Below are 17,117 nucleotides of genomic sequence, written 5' to 3' on the forward strand. Positions count from 1 at the left end.
GTAGCCGGTAATCGCGGCGACAATGCCGCGGGTCGATTGGCACGATACGGTCAGCACATAGGTCTTCATCGGTTCGTTTCCCCTGGAAGGCGGACGGGCGCGCTTCAGGCCGGCCGCGCGGCACGCGCGAGGGCCTTGAAGGCCATTTCACGGGTCAGCATGCCGATTGCCGTCCCGCCCTCCGTGACAAGGATGGCATTTTGCGCGGCGAGCGGCGCAAAGCACTGGCCGAGCGCGGCATTGGCGTCGATGCTGGCCACCGGGACGGCCTCGCCGGAAGCGCCGCGGGCAAGGAGGCGCGACGCGCCGTCCCGGGCGACGATGACGCCCGGATGCTCGCCGAGCAGCGCGGCGGACCGCTCCGGCGTCGCCTCCGCCTGCGTCAGGACCGGAATCCGCGTGAAGGCCTCGTGGGCATAGAGAGCACGCGACAGGTCGACCTTCCGCACGAACCGTTCGACATAATCGTCGGCCGGCCGGAACAGGATCTCCTCACCCGTGCCGACCTGACGCAATTCGCCGTCCTTGAGGATGGCGATGCGGTCGCCGAGATGCAGGGCCTCGTCGAGATCGTGGGTGATGAAGATGATGGTCTTTTTCAGCCGTGCCTGGATATCCTTCAGCTGCTCCTGCATGTCGCTCTTGATAAGAGGGTCGAGCGCGCTGAAGGCCTCGTCCATCAAAAGCACATCCGCTTGCGTCGCCAGCGCCCGGGCCAGGCCGACGCGCTGCTGCATGCCGCCGGAAAGCTGGCGTGGAAAGCGGTTCTCGAACCCCTTGAGCCCGACGAGCTCCAGCTGCTCCATGCCGAGGGCCACCGCCTCGCGGCGGTTGACGCCCTGCAGGATCGGCCCGCAAATGGTATTTTCCAGCACCGTCTGGTGCGGCAGCAGGCCGAAACGCTGGAACACCATGGAAATGCCGGTGCGGCGGAAGGCGATGAGCTCCTTCGCATTCATCTCCATGATGTTGCGGCCGTCGACGAGGATGCGGCCGGCGGTGGGCTCGATCAGCCGGTTGAAATGACGGATCAGGGTGGATTTCCCCGAACCCGACAGGCCCATGATGACGAAGGTCTCGCCGCGATGGATCGAGAAGTCGATGTCCTTGAGGCCGACGACACAGCCGGTGCTCTGCAGAACCTCGGCCTTCTGCGCGCCGGCGCGCAGTTCGGCGAGCGCATCGTCCGGGCGGTTGCCGAAGATCTTGTAGACCTTGTCGACCTGGATTTTCACGTCGGAAACACTCACGGCCTCATTCCCCGCTGGCAAGATGTTTCTGGGCACGCCGGCCATAGGATTGGGCGATGCGGTCGAAGATCACGGCGAGGAAGACGATGGCGATGCCGGCGATGAGGCCGCGGCTGACCTCCAGCCGCTGAATACCCTGCAGGACCTGATAGCCGAGGCCGCCGGCACCGATCATCGAGGCGATGACCACCATGGAAAGCGCCATCATCGTCGTCTGGTTGACGCCGGCCATGATGGTCGGCAGGGCAAGCGGGATCTGCACCTTGAGGAGTTTTTGCCGCGGCGTCGCGCCGAAGGCAACGATCGCCTCGACCACTTCGCCGTCGACCTGGCGGATGCCGAGATCGGTCAGCCGGATCACCGGCGGAATGGCGAAGAACACGGTGGCAAGGATCGCCGGGATCTTTCCCGGGCCGAACAGCATGACGAAAGGAATGAGATAAACGAAGATCGGCAGCGTCTGCATGACGTCGAGCAGCGGCAGCGCGATCGAACGCAACCAGTCCGAACGCGCCATGACGATGCCGAGCGGAATGCCGATCACGACGGCCACCGCCGTCGCGGCGAGCATGAGCGCAATCGTCGCCATCGCGTCGTTCCAAAGGCCGAGGGCCCCGATGAAGACGAGCATGGCGACGGCCCCGCCGGTTGCCTTGAGGCTCCGTGCGGCCGAATAGGTCAGCGCGGCGATGACGGCGATGGTGACGTACCACGGCAGCCATTGCAGGAAGCTTTCAAGGGCGCTCAGGAGCTTGAGCAGCGGCAGCAGCATTCGTTCGAACGTATCGCCGTAATGCGCCACGACCCAGCTGAAGCCGTCGTCGATGGCAAAGCGGAGACCGCGGGTGTCGATGAATTCGGGGAAATTGTCTGCCACGGCACAAGCCTTTCACGATGCATCTCTTGCCGGCCGCCACGCGACGCGGACCGCCGGCAAAGGAAGGTCGCAAGAGCGGCGCAACCGCGCGGTCGCGCCGCCTCGCCAGAGGACCCTCAGAGCGAGGCCTTGACCTTTTCGGCGACGTCGGCCGGGACCCACTTGGTCCAGATGCTCTCATAGTTCTTGAAGAAATAGGCCGCGACTTCCTCCGGCGAGGCCTTGTTGTCGTCGCCCCAGGCCAGCACGTCGCTGATCTCGGCGTTCGGAACCTGCATCTTCGACAGGAATTCTGCGACATCCGGCGCCTTTTCCTTCAGGCTCGTGGTCGCGGCGACGGCAACCTCGCCCACGGCCCAGCCGGTCAGTTCCGGCTTCTCGCACTTGGCATCGGTGAGGCAGGTGAACTTGGCCGCATCATAGGCGGGCATGTCCAGCACCTTGAGCCTGTACTTGCCGATCACCTCGGTCGGCCCCCAGTACCAGCCGACAAATGGCTTATGGCGCGAGACCTGGCGGGCGATGGTGGCCTTGAGGTTTGCGCCGGATCCGGTCGGATAGACTTCATAGGTCTCTTCGAGGCCGAGCGCCTTGATGAGGTTGTTGGTGATGATCTCGCAGCCCCAGCCGGGCGGGCAGGCGAAGAAGCGCCCCTTGCCGGGGGCCGATGCGTCCTCGAACACCTTCCAATTGTCCTTGAGGTCGCTGACGGAGCGGATTTCGGGATGCGCCTCTGCAACATAGTCTGGGATCCACCAGCCTTCCTGGCCGCCGCTGGCGAAGATATCACCGGCCTTGTAGACCGTGCCCTTCGCCAGCATCTGGTCCCAGGTCGACTTGACGGTCGAGACCCAGAGTTCCGGCGCGATGTCCGGCTCGCCCTTGGCCAGCATGGAGGAAGCCGTCGGCACCGTGTCGCCGGGCACGATCTGCACGGTGCAGCCGTAGCCTTCGGCAAGGATCGCCTTGGTCACATAGGCGAGCGTGCCGGCGGAAAGCCACGTCATTTCCGCCACGGTGATCGGATCCGTCGTGCCGCATTCCGCCGCCTGGGCAGCGTTGCCGCCGAGCAGCATGCAGGAGAGGCAAGCGCCCGCGAGAATCGATGTCCTGATCTTCATGTCCGTTCCCTTTGTTGTGGTTGTCGTGCTCGTGACGGTTACGATGTCGAATGCGGTCACTTTTATCAAACCGAAATAACTGATCCGTATTTCAGAAAAATTTTAGCGAATGAACGCCTCGATCCGCTCGATCAGCGCGGCGTCGACCGCCACGCCATCCCGCTCGGTGCGCTGGCGCGCGGCCCGCCGGCGGCCGCCCGGCAGACGCGCCCCCTCCTGCCCGGCGATGGCGCCGAGAAGGTTTGCGACCTGCGGCGAAAAGGTTGGTGAAAAGGCCGACGGATCGAAGGCGATGAAGCACTGGCCGGTCCGCGGCGGCCCGCCCGCCGTGCCGGAGAACGGGCTCGCATCCTTGCTGAGGGCCGCTCCCGACAGGCAGGATGCAAGGATCTCGACGAGAAGGCCGGCGCCGAACCCCTTGTAGCCGCCGGCCGGCAGCATCGAGCCCTTGAGGGCGGCGACGGGATCGAGCGTCGGCGCGCCATCGGCATCGAGCGCCCAGCCAGGTTCGATGGGCCTGCCCTCGCGCGAGCGCAGAAGGATCTCCGATTTCGCCACCACGCTTGCCGACTGGTCGAGCACGAGCGCGACCCCGCCTGCCTCGTCCGGCACGCCGAGCGCGAAGGGATTGGTGCCGATGACGGGCGTGCGCCCGCCGGGCGGCGCGATGGACGCCGGGGCATGGGTGGTGCAGAGGCCGAGCAGGCCCGCTTCGGCGATGCGCTCGGCATGATGGCCGAGCACGCCGCAATTGTAGGAATTGAACACCGTCAGCGCGGCTACCCCGTTCCGCCCGGCGGCGGCGACGAAACGATCCCAGCCGGCATCGATCGCCGGATGGGCGAAGCCGGTCGCCGCATCGACGACGATGGCGCCAGGACGCGGCTGCGACACGACGGGCGACGCCCTGCCGTCGACCTTGCCGCAGCGCAGGTGCTCCGCATAGATCGGCACATAGAGCAGGCCATGGCTGCGAATGCCGTCGCGCTCGGCCAGCATCGTCGACCGGGCGACGGCGGCGGCGTTGTCCGTGCTGGCCCCCGACGCCGTCAGTGCGCGCAGGCACAGATGCTCGACCGCAGCGAGCGTCATCACCCGTTCCGTCATGGAAATATCCTCAATCGTTGTCCGTGGTTCCCGCGCCCGCACCCTGCGCGCGCGAAAAATCCGAGGCCGGGACGCAGGTTCGCGCCGCAAGCGCGAGTGCCGCCGCATAGGCCGCCAGATCGCTTGCCGCCGGTCGCGGCGTTGCCGGCCGCGCAAGGCGGCCATCGGCGGGCAGGAGACGAAGCACCGCCGCGGACGGCATGAGGCCACCGGCATCCTCCACCAGCGCAAGCGGGACGACAGCGCCCTCGCCGCGCTCCACCGCAAGGCACAGCCCCATGTCCCCTGCCGTCGCACCGGCAAGACCGATCAGCACCAGGCCGCAATCCCGGCCGTGCAGCGCGACCTCGTCCCGGCCGCCGCAGCAGAGCGCATCGATGTCGGCAAGGCCGTCGAGAATGTCATCCGGCCCCCGCCCGGCAAGCGCGTCGACGACGGCAGCGACGGCATCGACGCCGCGCGCCGCCAACCAGACGGCGGCCTCGCCGATATCCTCCGCGACACCGTAAGGCAGTCCCGCGCCGGCAGCCGCCTTACGGGCGAGTGTCTGCACTTCATTGTAGGAAAGCAGGATCGTCGTCATGGCAGCACCGGAAGCCAGCAGTCGTCGGTTTCGCCGGCCGTGATCTCGCCGGCCGTCGGGGCGCCCTGGAAGAGGGTGATGCGCGTCCAGCGATCCGAGCGCGGATCGAATTTCGACGCGCCGAAGAAGGCGAGCTTGCAGCGCAGCATGTCGATCGGCAGGCAGCGGTCCGAGAGCAGGTTGTCGCGGATTTCCGCATAGGGCGCGCCGGCCGTCGCCTGGATGCGGCGAACCATGTGGCGATGCCGCGGGAAACGGGCGAGGAAGGCGGCGACGGTCCCGGTCTCCGGCACTTCGGCAAGGTCGGCGGCGAGCCGCTGCGCCTGCCGGGCGATGTCGAGCGGCAGTTCCAGTTCCGCCCCGGGCTCTGCGCCGCGGCGGCCGAGGCGCGGCTCCAGCTTCTCCTGCGAGACATACCAGAACTGGGCGGTTTCGGCCGGCTCCCTGAAGACGATGGCGAGCGCCCATCCATAGTGCTCGTGCAGGAGCGCGCGGAGGGCCGCCAGGTCCATGCCCGGTCGGAGCACCCCTTCGCGCACCGCCGCCATGCCGCCCGCAAGGTCATCGTTCTCCGGTCCCGCCATCTCGATGAGCAGCGCGGCAAGCAGTTCCTGGAAATCCACGGAGAGGAACTGCCCGCGATCGAGCAGGGCGGCGACCGGAAAGGCCGTGGCCAGCAGCCGCGCAGGATCGATCCAGGCTACGGCCTCGGCCCACTCCGCGCGCAGGCGAACGATGCGTGCCGCAAGGGCGCCGTCCTCCACCGACCATTGGTCGAGGTGCCGGGCCGCCTGCCGCCAGAGATCGGCCAGCCTGTTCAACGCCGCCGCATCAAGGTGTGGTTTCGACCTTACACGCGCCAGGGCGGTCTCGCGGGCGAGGACCCAGTTGTTCAGCAGCACCGGATGGTTTGCCAGGAACGGCGCCATGCCGAGGCCGGTGGAATTGCCGACCCCGATGTGGCGGCGCAAGTCCGGCGCCAGCGGCACGGCGGTTTCGGGCGCACGGCACCGGGCGACGTGCTCGACGAGGTCGTGCGAGAATTCGCGGATCAGCCAGACGGTCAGCATCTCCGCCTGGAAGGGACCATCCAGCCCCCCGCGCCCGACAAGGACGCAACGGTCGGCGATGCCGAATTTTCCATTGCCGTAGACGGCGGTGGTGCGCAGCAGGTAACCGACCTCGCCGAGGCGTGCCCGATCCGGCTGCCGGCCGTGGGCCAGGCTGTCGGCGACATGCTCGAAGAAGCGCACGGACTTGTTGGCGCGGCTCAGCACCAGGTCGCGCGGGCCGAAGCGCCCCGCCTCCTGCCGCGGCGCGTTCGCCCGCAGCCGGCCGATCTCGGCGGCGTCGGGAATGCCGTCATAGAGCAAGTAGCTCGTATCCCAGGCCTCGGCGATCACGCGGTCGGAGCGCTGGTCGTCGGAGAGCGGGCAGGAGAAGGCAACAAGGCTGTAGTCATGGCCGCCGAGCTGCAGCGTATAGACCGCCTCGCCAAACCCTTCGTCGTCCATGCGCCAGACACCGCGATGCACCGCCGCGCCGCTTGCCGCAAGATGCCGGATCAGGCTGCGCAGGAAGCTGAGCCGCGTCGGGAAAGAGGCCCCCATTCGCCGCAGGCGCATGACGACATCCGGCGAGCGCAGTGCCAGCGCAGGCTCCGTCGTTACGTCGAGCGCGGGGCCGGTCATGGCATCGGCCCGAACGAAGCGTTGTAGAAGCGCAGCCAGTTGCCGCCCATGATGCCGCCCATCTCGGCCTCCGAGAAACCGGCCCTGTGCAGCCCGTCCCGCAGGTTGCCGAGATCGGCATTGCTGGTGAACCAGGCCGGCTGGCGGGGAAAGCCGGCCGCGGCGGCCGATCCTTCACCGAAATCCATCACCTTCGACCAGCGGCCATTGCGCATCCATGTCACCACCGAATCCGGCTGGTCCTGGCAAAGGTCGCTGCCGATGCCGACATGCTCGACGCCGTAGCGCGCGGCCGTCTCCGCGACCATGGCGCAAAAACCCTCCAGCGTGCAGTTGGACCCGTCCTTCAGGTGATGCGGATAGAGCGACAGGCCGAGCATGCCGCCGGATCGTGCCAGCGCCTTCAGGACCGTGTCGGACTTGTTGCGCAGGGCAGGATGCCACCAGTGCGGATTGGCATGGGTAATGGCGATCGGACGGGTCGAGATCTCTATCGCCTCCAGGGTCGAGCGTTCGGCGGAATGGCTCATGTCGATGACCATGCCGACACGGTTCATCTCGGCAATGGCCTGGCGACCGAAGCGGGTGATGCCGGGATCTTCCCCCTCGTAGCAGCCGGTGGCAAGCAAGGACTGGTTGTTGTAGGAAAGCTGCATGAAGCGAACGCCGAGCGTATGGCAGACCTCGATGAGCCCGATATCGTCCTCGATGGGCGACGGGTTCTGCAGGCCGAAGAAGATGGCCGTGCGCCCCTCCCGCATCGCCCGCTCGATATCGCTGCCGGATCGGCCCGGGAAGATGAGGTCCGGGTGGCGCTCGAAGTGGCGGTTCCAGGCGATGATGTTGGCGACCGTCTCGCGGAAGCTCTCGTGATAGGCGATGGTGGCATGGACGGCATGCACGCCGCCGGCCCGCATCTGGGAGAAAACGCGCGGGCTCCAGTTGGCATATTGCAGGCAATCGACGAGGGGGCTGGCGATCTTTGCATCCATGGCCTTACTCCGGCTCCCCCGCCCGGATATAGGCGGTCTTGACCTGGGTGTAGAATTCGGCAGCCGAGCGGCCCTGCTCGCGCGAGCCGAAACTCGAATCCTTCCGCCCGCCGAAAGGCACATGATAGTCCGTGCCCGCCGTGGGCAGGTTGACGGTCACGCAGCCGGTTTCGACATGGCGCCGGAAGTGGGTGGCGCGCGCGAGCGAGCCGGTGAAGATGCCGGCAACCAGCCCGAAGCGCGTGTCGTTGACGACGGAAAGGCCCTCCTCGTAGGAGCCGACCTTCTGCACCGCGGCGACGGGCGCGAACATCTCCTCGCGGTTGAAATCCATGGCATTGGTCGTGCCGGTCAGGAGCGCGGGGGCCATGTAGAAGCCGTCATGGGCAAGCTGCAGGCGCTCGCCCCCGACGGCGACCGCGGCACCGGCGGCGCGGGCACGCTCCATCCAGGCGAGGTTGGCGGCAAGCTGGCGTTCGCTGACCACCGGGCCGACCTGCGTTCCGTCCGCCAGCGCATGGCCGACCTTCAGCGCTGCGACGGCGGCAGCCAGTTTCTCGACAAAGACGTCGTGGACCTTCGCATGCACAAGGAGACGGGAGGAGGCGGTGCATTTCTGCCCCGTGCCCGAATAGCCGCCGCCGATCGAGGCCGCGACGGCAAGGTCGATATCGGCGTCGTCCATGACGAGCAGGGCGTTCTTGGAGCCGAGTTCCAGCTGGAACTTGGTGAGGTTCGCGGCTGCGGCGACCGCCACCTGGCAGCCGACCTCGTAGGACCCGGTAAACGTGATGGCATCGACCCCGCGATGGCCGGCAAGTCCGTTGCCGACGACCGAACCTGGCCCCATCAGCAGCTGGAACGTCCCATCCGGCAGGCCGGCGCGGTGGATGATGTCGGCAAGCGCGAAGGCCGAGGCCGGCGTCTCGTTGGCCGGCTTCCAGATGACGGCATTGCCATAGGCGAGCGCCGGGGCGATCTTCCAGCTGGCGGTGGCGGTCGGGAAATTCCAGGGGGAAACAACGGCCACCAGCCCCATCGGCTCACGGCGCATGTCGATCTCGATGCCGGGGCGGACCGAATCCGCGTTCTCGCCGAGCTGACGCAGCACTTCGGCCGCGTAATAGGTGAAGAACTGGCCGGCGCGGAACACCTCGCCGCGGCCTTCCGCCAACGGCTTGCCCTCTTCGCGCGATAAGAGTTCGCCGAGTTCGGCGGCGCGCTCCATCAGTTCCATGCCGATCGTGTTGAGGATCGCCTGGCGCTGTTCGAGCCCGATCTTCCGCCAGGCCGGCAGTGCTGCGCGGCCGGCGGCCACGGCCTCGTCGACATCGGCTGCATCCGCCTGCGCGTAAAGGCCGATCAGGTCGGTGACATCCGACGGGTTGCGGTTCTCGTGGAAACGTTCGCCCTGCCTCCACCGGCCGCCGATCAGGTTGGCGTAGCGTTCTGCCATTTGCATCTCCATTCCGTTCGACCGAAAAATCCGCCAGCGCCGCGCTTCAATCAAGCAGATATTTCTGTTATCAATTTCAGAAGAATTGAAGTGAGCGCCATGATCAAGCTGGAAGCATTGCGGGTCTTCGTCACGGTGGCGGAGAGCGGGAACATCAAGGATGCGGCCGACGCCGTCGGCCGCACCGCGTCGGCCGTGTCGATGACCCTGAAGCAGCTGGAAGACGAGATCGGCGGACCGCTGTTCCAGACGGACCGCAAGAACAGCCTGACAGCGCTCGGCAACCTGATGCTCGATCTCGGCCGCGAGCAGATCAGGAGTTTCGACAAGTCCGTCAGCATCATGCGCGCCTTCGCGCACAGCCGCATCGGCAGCCTGTCGATCGCCTCGGTGCCATCCGTGGCGACGAACGTGCTGCCGCCGATCCTGCAACGGTTTCTTCAAACCCGGCCGCAGGTGCAGGTCGAGCTGTTCGACATCGACAGCGCGCAGGTACGCCGCATGGTGGAAAGCGGCGTCGCCGATATCGGCATTGCCGGCGAAAGCCGCACGGGCGGCGCGGTGGAGTTCACGCCGCTTTTCAGCGACCGGTTCAAGCTGCTCTGCAAGGACGATCACGACCTCTGCCGCCTCGAGCGACCCGTTAAATGGAGCGATCTCAATGGAGCGACGCTGATCCGCAACGGCGCGTCCGACCGGATCGAGGCGGCGGATTACAAGCAGCTTTCGGCGCTGTCGCTGATCACCGTCTACAACGTCACCTCACTGGTCGCGATGGTGAAGGCGGGCCTCGGCCTGACCATTCTGCCCTCGCTGACCATGCATGACGCGCATGAGGGCGTGGCGGCGCTGGACCTTGCCGATGCGACGGCAAGCCGCCGGGTGGGGCTGGTCGAGCGGCGCGACGTTCCCCCCTCGCCCGTCGCCGCGGCCTTCCGCGCCTTCGCCCTGAAGGAAATTCCGGCCATAGTGGCCGAGCGGCTTGGAACCTGACCACCGGGCGCCTTGCACCTCACGAATGAGGCGTAGCGCCGGCGCGCCGGGCTTTTGCCGGCGTATGACCATAAGCGGCCCTGAAGGCGCGGGAAAAATGCCCGGCGCTGGAAAAACCGGTGGCATAGGCGATTTCGGCGATGGAAAGCGGGCTCTGCTCCAGGAGGCGCCGGCCATGCGCCAGGCGGATCGCGCGATAGGTATCGAGGAAGCTCTGCCCGCGATGGGTAAGGAACAACCGGTCGAGATGGCGCGGGCTGATGCCGGCAAGCCGCGCCATCTCGCTGCGGTTCAGCGGATTCTCGATGGCCGTCTCCATCTTTTCGAGGACGGCCAGCAAGGCCGGATGGTTGGTGCCGAACCGCTCCGCCACCGCGCCGCGCTGCGGGTCGGCCGGTTCGGCAACGGCGATGTGCAGATACCAGTCGCTGACGCGGCGGGCGAAATCCGCGCCCATGCGCGCGGCGATCACCGCATGCATCATGTCGAGCGGCGCCACGCCACCGCCGCAGGTGACGCGTCCGCCATCGACCACGAAGCGCGCCTGACGCGGCACAAGATGCGGGAACGTCTCGCGCAGCAGCGGCGCATGCTCCCAATGGATGGTGAAGGCGCAGGCATCGAGCAGCCCGGCGGCCGCGAGCACATAGGCGCCACTCGAAATCCCGCCGATACGCACGCCGTCCCGGGCGAATTTGCGTAAGGGCGCATGCAGGGCGGAACTGCCCTGCCAGTCGGCGGGATTGCCGCCGGCACAGACATACAGCGTGTGGCAGCTGCCGCCGAGATCGGAAAGCCGACCGCAGGCGATCTCCAGGCCGGCCGAGCTTCTGACCGGAAGGCCATCCGCCGAGAGCGGCACGACCTCATAGAGCGGGCTGCCGGCGATGAGGTTGGCCGCGCGCAGCGGCTCGCTCGCCGAGGCATAGGACATCAATGCGAAATTCGGCAGCAGGATGAAGCCTATGCGTTGCAGGTTTCGGGTGTCAGGAGGCTGCATGTCCTGATTCTATCTCAAAAAGTCCTTTTGATGCAATGAAGCACGCCCGTTCGCTGCTACTCAAGGACCAACGGCCTCTCTCACGAAAAGCGACGGCGATGCGCTACTCAGCCCTCTCCCTTCTCTGGAACGGACTTCGCGGCAACCGCGACTGGCGACCGGCCTGGCGCCAGCCGCAGCCGAAACCGCATTATGACGTGATCATCGTCGGTGGCGGCGGGCACGGGCTGGCGGCGGCCTACTACCTCGCCAAGGAATTCGGCATCGCCAATGTCGCGGTGCTGGAGAAAAGCTACATCGGCTCCGGCAATGTCGGCCGCAACACGACGATCATCCGCTCCAACTACCTGCTGCCGGGCAACAACCCGTTCTATGAACTGTCGATGAAGCTCTGGGAGGGGCTGGAGCGGGACTTCAACTTCAACGCCATGATCTCGCAGCGCGGCGTGCTGAACCTCTACCATTCCGACGCGCAGCGCGATGCCTACATGCGGCGCGGCAATGCCATGCGCCTGCACGGCGTCGATGCCGAACTGCTTGACCGCGACGACGTGCGCCGCATGGTGCCCTTCCTCGATTTCGACAATGCCCGCTTTCCCATCAAGGGCGGGCTGCTGCAGCGGCGCGGCGGCACGGTGCGCCACGACGCGGTCGCCTGGGGCTATGCCCGCGGCGCCGACAGGCACGGCGTCGACATCATCCAGGGCTGCGAGGTCACCGGCATCCGCCGCGAGAACGGCCGCGTCGCCGGCGTCGAGACGAGCCGCGGCTTCATCGGCTGCGGCAAGCTGGCGCTGGCGGCGGCCGGCAATTCGTCCGAGGTCGCCCGCATGGCGGATCTCAAGCTGCCGCTCGAAAGCCATGTGCTGCAGGCCTTCGTCTCGGAGGGGCTGAAGCCCTTCATCGACGGCGTCGTCACCTTCGGCGCGGGACATTTCTACGTCTCGCAATCCGACAAGGGTGGCCTCGTCTTCGGCGGCGATATCGACGGCTACAATTCCTACGCCCAGCGCGGCAACCTGGCGACCGTCGAACATGTCGCCGAAGCCGGCAAGGCGATGATCCCGGCGCTCTCGCGCGTCAGGGTGCTGCGCGCCTGGGGCGGCATCATGGACATGTCGATGGACGGTTCGCCGATCATCGACCGCACGCCGATCGACAATCTCTACCTCAATGCCGGCTGGTGCTACGGCGGCTTCAAGGCAACGCCCGCCTCCGGCTTCTGCTTCGCCCATCTCCTGGCGCGCGGTGTGCCGCACGAAACGGCGGCGGCCTTCCGCCTCGACCGTTTCCGACGGGGTCACCTCATCGACGAAAAGGGCCAGGGCGCCCAGCCGAACCTTCACTGACGGAGATTTGACATGGCAAGCCTCGTGCCCTGCCCGCATTGCGGGCCAAGACCGAAAGAGGAATTCACCATCAAGGGTGCGGCGCTGCCACGCCCCGCGCCAACCGCCGATCCGGCAGAGTGGTTCGACTATGTCTATCTGCGCGACAATCCGCGCGGGTCCTATGCGGAATACTGGCACCACACCGCCGGCTGCCGCCGATGGCTGGTCGTCAGCCGCGACACCATCACCCACCAGGTCGCCGCCTGCCGCGATGCCGCAGCGCAAGGACACGCCGCATGAGCTCCCATCGCCTGCCACAGGGCGGCCTGATCGATCGCAGCAAGCCGCTCGCCTTCACCTTCGACGGCAAGCCGATGCAGGGGTTCCAGGGCGACAGCCTCGCCTCCGCCCTGCTGGCCAACGGCCGCCGGCTCGTCGGCCGCAGCTTTAAATACCACCGTCCGCGCGGCATCCTGACGGCCGGCGCCGCCGAGCCGAACGCGCTCGTGACCATCGGCAGCGGCGGGCGCACGGAGCCCAATACCCGCGCCACCATGCAGGAACTTTATGCCGGCCTTGCGGCCCGCAGCCAGAACCGCTGGCCCTCGCTCCACTTCGATATCGGCGCGCTGAACGGCCTCCTCTCGCCCTTCCTCGGCGCCGGCTTCTACTACAAGACCTTCATGTGGCCCGCCGCCTTCTGGGAGAAGGTCTACGAGCCCTTCATCCGCAAGGCCGCCGGTCTCGGGAGGGCGACGCATCAGGCCGACCCGGATCGCTATGAAAAGCGCTGGGCGCATTGCGACCTTCTCGTCATCGGCGCCGGGCCGACGGGGCTTGCCGCGGCACTTTCGGCCGCCCGGGCCGGTGCGCGCGTCATCGTCGCCGACGAGCAGGCGATGGCCGGCGGCGCACTGCTGTCCGAAACCGCCACGATCGCCGGCAGGACGGCGCCGGCCTTCGCGCGGGACTGTGCCGCGGAGCTGGAGGCGCTGCCGAACGTCACGCTGCTGACGCGCACCACCGTCTTCGGCTGGTACGACGGCAATGTCTTCGGCGCGGTCGAGCGGGTGCAGAAACATCTCGCCGAACCGGCGCCGTCCGTGCCGGTCGAACGCCTCTGGCGCATCGTCGCCAAGGGCGCGATCCTCGCCAGCGGCGCGGAAGAAAGGCCGCTGGTGTTCGGCGGCAACGACATTCCCGGCGTGATGATGGCCGGCGCCATGCGCAGCTACCTCAATCGCCATGCCGTCGCGCCCGGAAGGGCGACGGCGATCTTCACCACCAATGACAGCGGCTATGCACTCGCCCGCGATCTCGAGGCGAAGGGCCTTGATATCACGGCCATCATCGATCCGCGTGAAAGCGGCGGCGCGGACTATGCCGGAAAGGCGCGCCTCATCCGCAACGCGGTCGTCACCGACGCTCATGGCGGCAGGAGCCTGTCCGCCATCGACATTCGCACGGGCGGCCGTACGGAACGGCTGGCGGTGGACGCGCTCGCCCTGTCGGGCGGCTTCAGCCCGGTCATCCACCTGGCCTGCCATCGGGGCGGCAGACCTGTCTGGTCCGGCGAGAAGGCGGCATTCCTATCCCCGGCAAGCCTCGATGGCCTCGCTCCCGCCGGTGCCGCATCCGGCATCGCCGGCCTTGCCGCCTGCCTTGCGGACGGCGCGCACAAAGGCGCCAGCCTCGCCGCCGCGCTCGGCTTTGCCGCAAGCCCCATCCCCTTCGGTCCGGTCGAGGGCGATGCGCCGGCTGCGCCCGCCAAGGTGCTCTGGTCGATCCCCGGCGTCCGGGGCAAGGCCTTCGTCGATTTCCAGAACGACGTGCACCACAGGGATCTCGATCTTGCGGTGAAGGAAGGCTACGGCCATGTGGAACTCGCCAAGCGCTATACGACCAGCGGCATGGCGACCGACCAGGGAAAACTCTCCAACATCAATGCCATCGGCCTGCTGGCCGAAGCGCGCGGCGTTTCGCCGGGCGAGGTCGGCACGACCACCTTCCGTCCATTCTACACCCCCGTCTCCTTCGGCGCCCTTGCGGGCGCCTATCACGGAGAGCACTTCCAGCCGGTGCGCCGATCGCCGCTGCATGGCTGGGCGGAGCGCCATGGCGCGGTCTTCGTCGAAACGGGCCTCTGGTACCGTTCCGCCTGGTTCCCGCGCACCGGCGAGAAAGACTGGCGGGAGAGCGTCGACCGCGAGGTTCTCAACGTGCGCAACAATGCCGGGCTTTGCGATGTCTCCATGCTCGGCAAGATCGAGATCTGCGGGCCGGACGCCGCCGAGCTCCTCAATCGGGCCTATTGCAACGCCTTCCTGAAGCTGCCGGTCGGCAAGGCCCGCTACGGGCTGATGCTGCGCGAGGACGGCATGGTCTACGACGACGGCACGACAAGCCGGATCGAGGAAAACCGCTTCTTCATGACGACGACCACGGCCTATGCGGCGGGGGTCATGAACCACATGGAGTTCTGCGCGCAGGCGCTCTGGCCGGAGCTCGACGTGCGCCTCGCCTCCGTCACCGACCAGTGGGCACAGATGGCGATCGCCGGGCCGAAATCGCGAAAGATCCTGCAAGCCATCGTCGACGAGGATCTCGGCAACGACGCCTTTCCTTACCTGGCGGCCCGGGAGGTCTCGCTGTTCGGCGGCAGGCTGCACGGACGGCTCTTCCGCATCTCCTTCTCCGGCGAACTTGCCTACGAGCTTGCCGTCCCCGCGGCCTATGGCGACCGCGTCGCCGAGGCGCTGACGGAGGCCGGGCAGGCCGACGGACTGGTGCCCTACGGCGTGGAAGCCTTGAGCGTTCTGCGCATCGAGAAAGGCCATGTCACCCACAACGAGATCAATGGAACCGTGACCCCGGGCGACCTCGGCTTCGGCAAGATGGTGTCGGCAAGCAAGCCGGACTTCATCGGCAAGGCCATGCTGCAACGCGAAGGCCTCAACGCCCCCGACCGGCCGCGCCTCGTCGGCGTCGTGCCGCTCGATCCCGGCCAGTCTTTCCGCAGCGGCGCGCATATCCTGGCGAAGGGCGCGGCCCCAACCCTGGAGAACGACCAAGGCTACGTCACCTCCAGCGCCTTCTCGCCGCATATCGGCTCGACCATCGGGCTGGCGCTGGTCAGGCACGGCGACGAGCGCCATGGCGAGGACGTCACCGTGTGGAACGGGCTGCGCGGCGAATTCACCGCCGCACGCCTCTGCGCTCCCGTGTTCTTCGATCCGGCCAACGAGAAGCTCCATGCCTGACCTTCGCCCCTTCCCGGCGCTTGCCGCCCGCAAGCCTCTCGCCTCGTCGCGCATCCGCCTGTCGGCGCTTCCCGAAGGCACGATCCTGCAAATGATCGCGGGACCGCAAACGCCTGGCCCGGTGGATGGCCTCGAACGGCTTGCCGCCAAGACCGGGCTTGCGCTGCGGGCGATCTCGCCCGGCCAGTGGCTGCTCGTCGGTGACCGGCCGACCCCCTATCCGCAGGCATGCCGCCTGCTCGCGGCACTGGAGCCGCATGCCAGCGGCATCGATCAGAGCCATGGCCGGGTGCGCCTGCATCTGGAAGGGCCGATGGCCGCGACGGTGCTGTCCAAGGGCACGGCCGTCGACCTTCATCCGTCCGCCTTTGCGCCGGGGCATACGGCCGCGACCCTTGTCGGCCATGTCTCGGTCCACCTCACGCGCCTCGATGCGGAGGCCTTCGAGATCACCGTCCTGCGTGGATTCGCCGAAGCCCTGTGGGACGACCTCGCGCTTATGTGCGCGGAATTCCTCTAGCCTGCGGATCCGGCGGCGAGCCTCGTCGTTTCGCGGACGATCCCGTCGAAAGCGCGCCTGGCCCGCAGGGAAAGACCGCGGGCACGCACATAGCCGTGCGGAAGGGCTGCGCCAGCCAGCAGCAATGCCGTACCGCCAGCCGCGCCGATCGCCCGGCAATAGGCTTCTCCCTCGCAGGCCAGCGGATCGTATTCCGCGATGAAGACGACCGTCGGGGGCAGGCCGGAAAAATCACCGGCTGCGAGCGGGCTGAAGCGCGGGTCGTCATAGGGCGGCGCGCCGCCAGCCCGCGCCGCATCATAGGCCCTGACATCGTCATGGGAGAGCAAGGGGGCATGCGCATGCCGCTCATGGCTCTCGCCGATCCAGGCTGCGGACATCGCCGGATAGATCAGAAGCTGGCCGACCGCCGGCCGCCTTGCGCCCTTCATGGCGTGGCAGAGGCAAGCCGCGATATTGCCCCCGGCGGATTCCCCCATGACGAGAAGAGGCGCGGCGAAGTGCCGGCCGGCCCACCGGAAGGCGCACACGGCATCCTCGAACGGCGCCGGATGACGGTGTTCGGGCGCCAGCCGATAGTCGACCGAGACGACGGACAGGCCGGTCCTTGCGCAGAGTTCGGTGCAAACATCGTCGTGGCTTTCGAGGCCGCCCAGAATGAACCCGCCGCCATGGAAGTAGAGAACGACCGGCCGATCCGGCCGATAATCCGCACCGGTCCGGTACTCCCGGACGGCGACGCTGTGCCCGCAATCCTCGGCTCGACGATCCGTGCGGCTCACGCCGTCGGGATGCGGCTGGCGCAGGGCACGGCACATGCGGTCATAGATCCTGCGGTTCTCGCCGACCGGCAAGGCGAGCGCATCCGGCGGATAGAACGTGTTGACCGTGTCCACATAGGCCTGCAGGTCGGGATCGAGTCGATAATCCATCTCG

Annotated in this window: 15 protein-coding genes; 5 read left to right on the forward strand and 10 right to left on the reverse strand. The window is 67.2% G+C overall.

Annotation, left to right across the window (positions count from 1 at the left end; translation table 11 throughout):
• Window positions 1–104 precede the first annotated feature (104 nt).
• The 8 genes from MUU56_RS28110 to MUU56_RS28145 all read right to left on the reverse strand — a co-directional run bounded on the left by MUU56_RS28110 (window position 105) and on the right by MUU56_RS28145 (window position 9,077).
• Window positions 105–1,250, reverse strand: a complete 1,146-nt coding sequence (locus MUU56_RS28110) for a quaternary amine ABC transporter ATP-binding protein (RefSeq protein WP_244770587.1) — start codon at window positions 1,248–1,250, stop codon at window positions 105–107.
• 4 nt (window positions 1,251–1,254) lie between these two features.
• A complete protein-coding gene (locus MUU56_RS28115; RefSeq protein WP_398433038.1) occupies window positions 1,255–2,127 on the reverse strand; it encodes an ABC transporter permease in 873 nt (290 codons plus the stop codon).
• 116 nt (window positions 2,128–2,243) lie between these two features.
• Entirely contained in the window at window positions 2,244–3,248 is a 1,005-nt protein-coding gene (locus MUU56_RS28120; RefSeq protein WP_244770588.1) for a glycine betaine ABC transporter substrate-binding protein, read from the reverse strand.
• 102 nt (window positions 3,249–3,350) lie between these two features.
• Complete coding sequence (locus tag MUU56_RS28125; protein ID WP_244770589.1) at window positions 3,351–4,355, reverse strand: Ldh family oxidoreductase; 1,005 nt, start codon at window positions 4,353–4,355, stop codon at window positions 3,351–3,353.
• 10 nt (window positions 4,356–4,365) lie between these two features.
• Window positions 4,366–4,938 (reverse strand): DUF3726 domain-containing protein, encoded by a 573-nt coding sequence (locus MUU56_RS28130; protein ID WP_244770590.1) that lies wholly within the window; start codon window positions 4,936–4,938, stop codon window positions 4,366–4,368.
• Entirely contained in the window at window positions 4,935–6,629 is a 1,695-nt protein-coding gene (locus MUU56_RS28135; protein ID WP_244770591.1) for a hypothetical protein, read from the reverse strand. The genes MUU56_RS28130 and MUU56_RS28135 overlap by 4 nt, the downstream gene beginning before the upstream one ends.
• A complete protein-coding gene (locus tag MUU56_RS28140) occupies window positions 6,626–7,621 on the reverse strand; it encodes a membrane dipeptidase (RefSeq protein WP_244770592.1) in 996 nt (331 codons plus the stop codon). Before MUU56_RS28140 ends, MUU56_RS28135 begins: the two co-directional genes overlap by 4 nt.
• 4 nt (window positions 7,622–7,625) lie before the next feature.
• Complete coding sequence (locus MUU56_RS28145) at window positions 7,626–9,077, reverse strand: aldehyde dehydrogenase family protein (protein ID WP_244770593.1); 1,452 nt, start codon at window positions 9,075–9,077, stop codon at window positions 7,626–7,628.
• Window positions 9,078–9,176: 99 nt separating this feature from the next.
• Between MUU56_RS28145 and MUU56_RS28150 the strand changes: the two genes are divergently transcribed.
• Window positions 9,177–10,070, forward strand: a complete 894-nt coding sequence (locus tag MUU56_RS28150; RefSeq protein ID WP_244770709.1) for a LysR family transcriptional regulator — start codon at window positions 9,177–9,179, stop codon at window positions 10,068–10,070.
• Window positions 10,071–10,089: 19 nt separating this feature from the next.
• Here the strand turns inward: MUU56_RS28150 and MUU56_RS28155 are convergent, their stop codons facing one another.
• A complete protein-coding gene (locus MUU56_RS28155; RefSeq protein ID WP_244770594.1) occupies window positions 10,090–11,070 on the reverse strand; it encodes a GlxA family transcriptional regulator in 981 nt (326 codons plus the stop codon).
• A 98-nt stretch (window positions 11,071–11,168) separates the two neighbouring features.
• Between MUU56_RS28155 and MUU56_RS28160 the strand changes: the two genes are divergently transcribed.
• Genes MUU56_RS28160 through MUU56_RS28175 form a run of 4 tightly spaced genes read left to right on the forward strand, consistent with a single transcriptional unit; the run spans window position 11,169 to window position 16,181 of the window.
• The gene (locus tag MUU56_RS28160) at window positions 11,169–12,419 is read left to right on the forward strand and encodes a sarcosine oxidase subunit beta family protein (RefSeq protein WP_244770595.1); all 1,251 of its coding nucleotides are present in this window, start codon (window positions 11,169–11,171) and stop codon (window positions 12,417–12,419) included.
• A gap of 12 nt (window positions 12,420–12,431) precedes the next feature.
• The gene (locus tag MUU56_RS28165) at window positions 12,432–12,701 is read left to right on the forward strand and encodes a sarcosine oxidase subunit delta (RefSeq protein WP_244770596.1); all 270 of its coding nucleotides are present in this window, start codon (window positions 12,432–12,434) and stop codon (window positions 12,699–12,701) included.
• On the forward strand, window positions 12,698–15,661 hold the full coding sequence (locus MUU56_RS28170) for a sarcosine oxidase subunit alpha family protein (protein WP_244770597.1): 2,964 nt from the start codon (window positions 12,698–12,700) through the stop codon (window positions 15,659–15,661). The genes MUU56_RS28165 and MUU56_RS28170 overlap by 4 nt, the downstream gene beginning before the upstream one ends.
• The gene (locus MUU56_RS28175) at window positions 15,654–16,181 is read left to right on the forward strand and encodes a sarcosine oxidase subunit gamma family protein (RefSeq protein WP_244770598.1); all 528 of its coding nucleotides are present in this window, start codon (window positions 15,654–15,656) and stop codon (window positions 16,179–16,181) included. Before MUU56_RS28170 ends, MUU56_RS28175 begins: the two co-directional genes overlap by 8 nt.
• Here MUU56_RS28175 and MUU56_RS28180 read toward each other — a convergent pair.
• Entirely contained in the window at window positions 16,178–17,113 is a 936-nt protein-coding gene (locus tag MUU56_RS28180; protein WP_244770599.1) for an alpha/beta hydrolase, read from the reverse strand. The genes MUU56_RS28175 and MUU56_RS28180 overlap by 4 nt on opposite strands.
• Between the last annotated feature and the right edge of the window lie 4 nt (window positions 17,114–17,117).

Source organism: Shinella yambaruensis, assembly GCF_022899355.1.
GTDB lineage: Bacteria > Pseudomonadota > Alphaproteobacteria > Rhizobiales > Rhizobiaceae > Shinella > Shinella yambaruensis.

What these genes read in the sequence shown, in the direction of transcription:
- MUU56_RS28130 (WP_244770590.1), bottom strand. Translation starts at nt 4,938, where the DNA reads ATGACGACGATCCTGCTTTCCTACAATGAAGTGCAGACACTCGCCCGT.
- MUU56_RS28135 (WP_244770591.1), bottom strand. Translation starts at nt 6,629, where the DNA reads ATGACCGGCCCCGCGCTCGACGTAACGACGGAGCCTGCGCTGGCACTG.
- MUU56_RS28155 (WP_244770594.1), bottom strand. Translation starts at nt 11,070, where the DNA reads ATGCAGCCTCCTGACACCCGAAACCTGCAACGCATAGGCTTCATCCTG.
- MUU56_RS28145 (WP_244770593.1), bottom strand. Translation starts at nt 9,077, where the DNA reads ATGGCAGAACGCTACGCCAACCTGATCGGCGGCCGGTGGAGGCAGGGC.
- MUU56_RS28140 (WP_244770592.1), bottom strand. Translation starts at nt 7,621, where the DNA reads ATGGATGCAAAGATCGCCAGCCCCCTCGTCGATTGCCTGCAATATGCC.
- MUU56_RS28175 (WP_244770598.1), top strand. Translation starts at nt 15,654, where the DNA reads ATGCCTGACCTTCGCCCCTTCCCGGCGCTTGCCGCCCGCAAGCCTCTC.
- MUU56_RS28160 (WP_244770595.1), top strand. Translation starts at nt 11,169, where the DNA reads ATGCGCTACTCAGCCCTCTCCCTTCTCTGGAACGGACTTCGCGGCAAC.
- MUU56_RS28180 (WP_244770599.1), bottom strand. Translation starts at nt 17,113, where the DNA reads ATGGATTATCGACTCGATCCCGACCTGCAGGCCTATGTGGACACGGTC.
- MUU56_RS28125 (WP_244770589.1), bottom strand. Translation starts at nt 4,355, where the DNA reads ATGACGGAACGGGTGATGACGCTCGCTGCGGTCGAGCATCTGTGCCTG.
- MUU56_RS28120 (WP_244770588.1), bottom strand. Translation starts at nt 3,248, where the DNA reads ATGAAGATCAGGACATCGATTCTCGCGGGCGCTTGCCTCTCCTGCATG.
- MUU56_RS28165 (WP_244770596.1), top strand. Translation starts at nt 12,432, where the DNA reads ATGGCAAGCCTCGTGCCCTGCCCGCATTGCGGGCCAAGACCGAAAGAG.
- MUU56_RS28150 (WP_244770709.1), top strand. Translation starts at nt 9,177, where the DNA reads ATGATCAAGCTGGAAGCATTGCGGGTCTTCGTCACGGTGGCGGAGAGC.
- MUU56_RS28170 (WP_244770597.1), top strand. Translation starts at nt 12,698, where the DNA reads ATGAGCTCCCATCGCCTGCCACAGGGCGGCCTGATCGATCGCAGCAAG.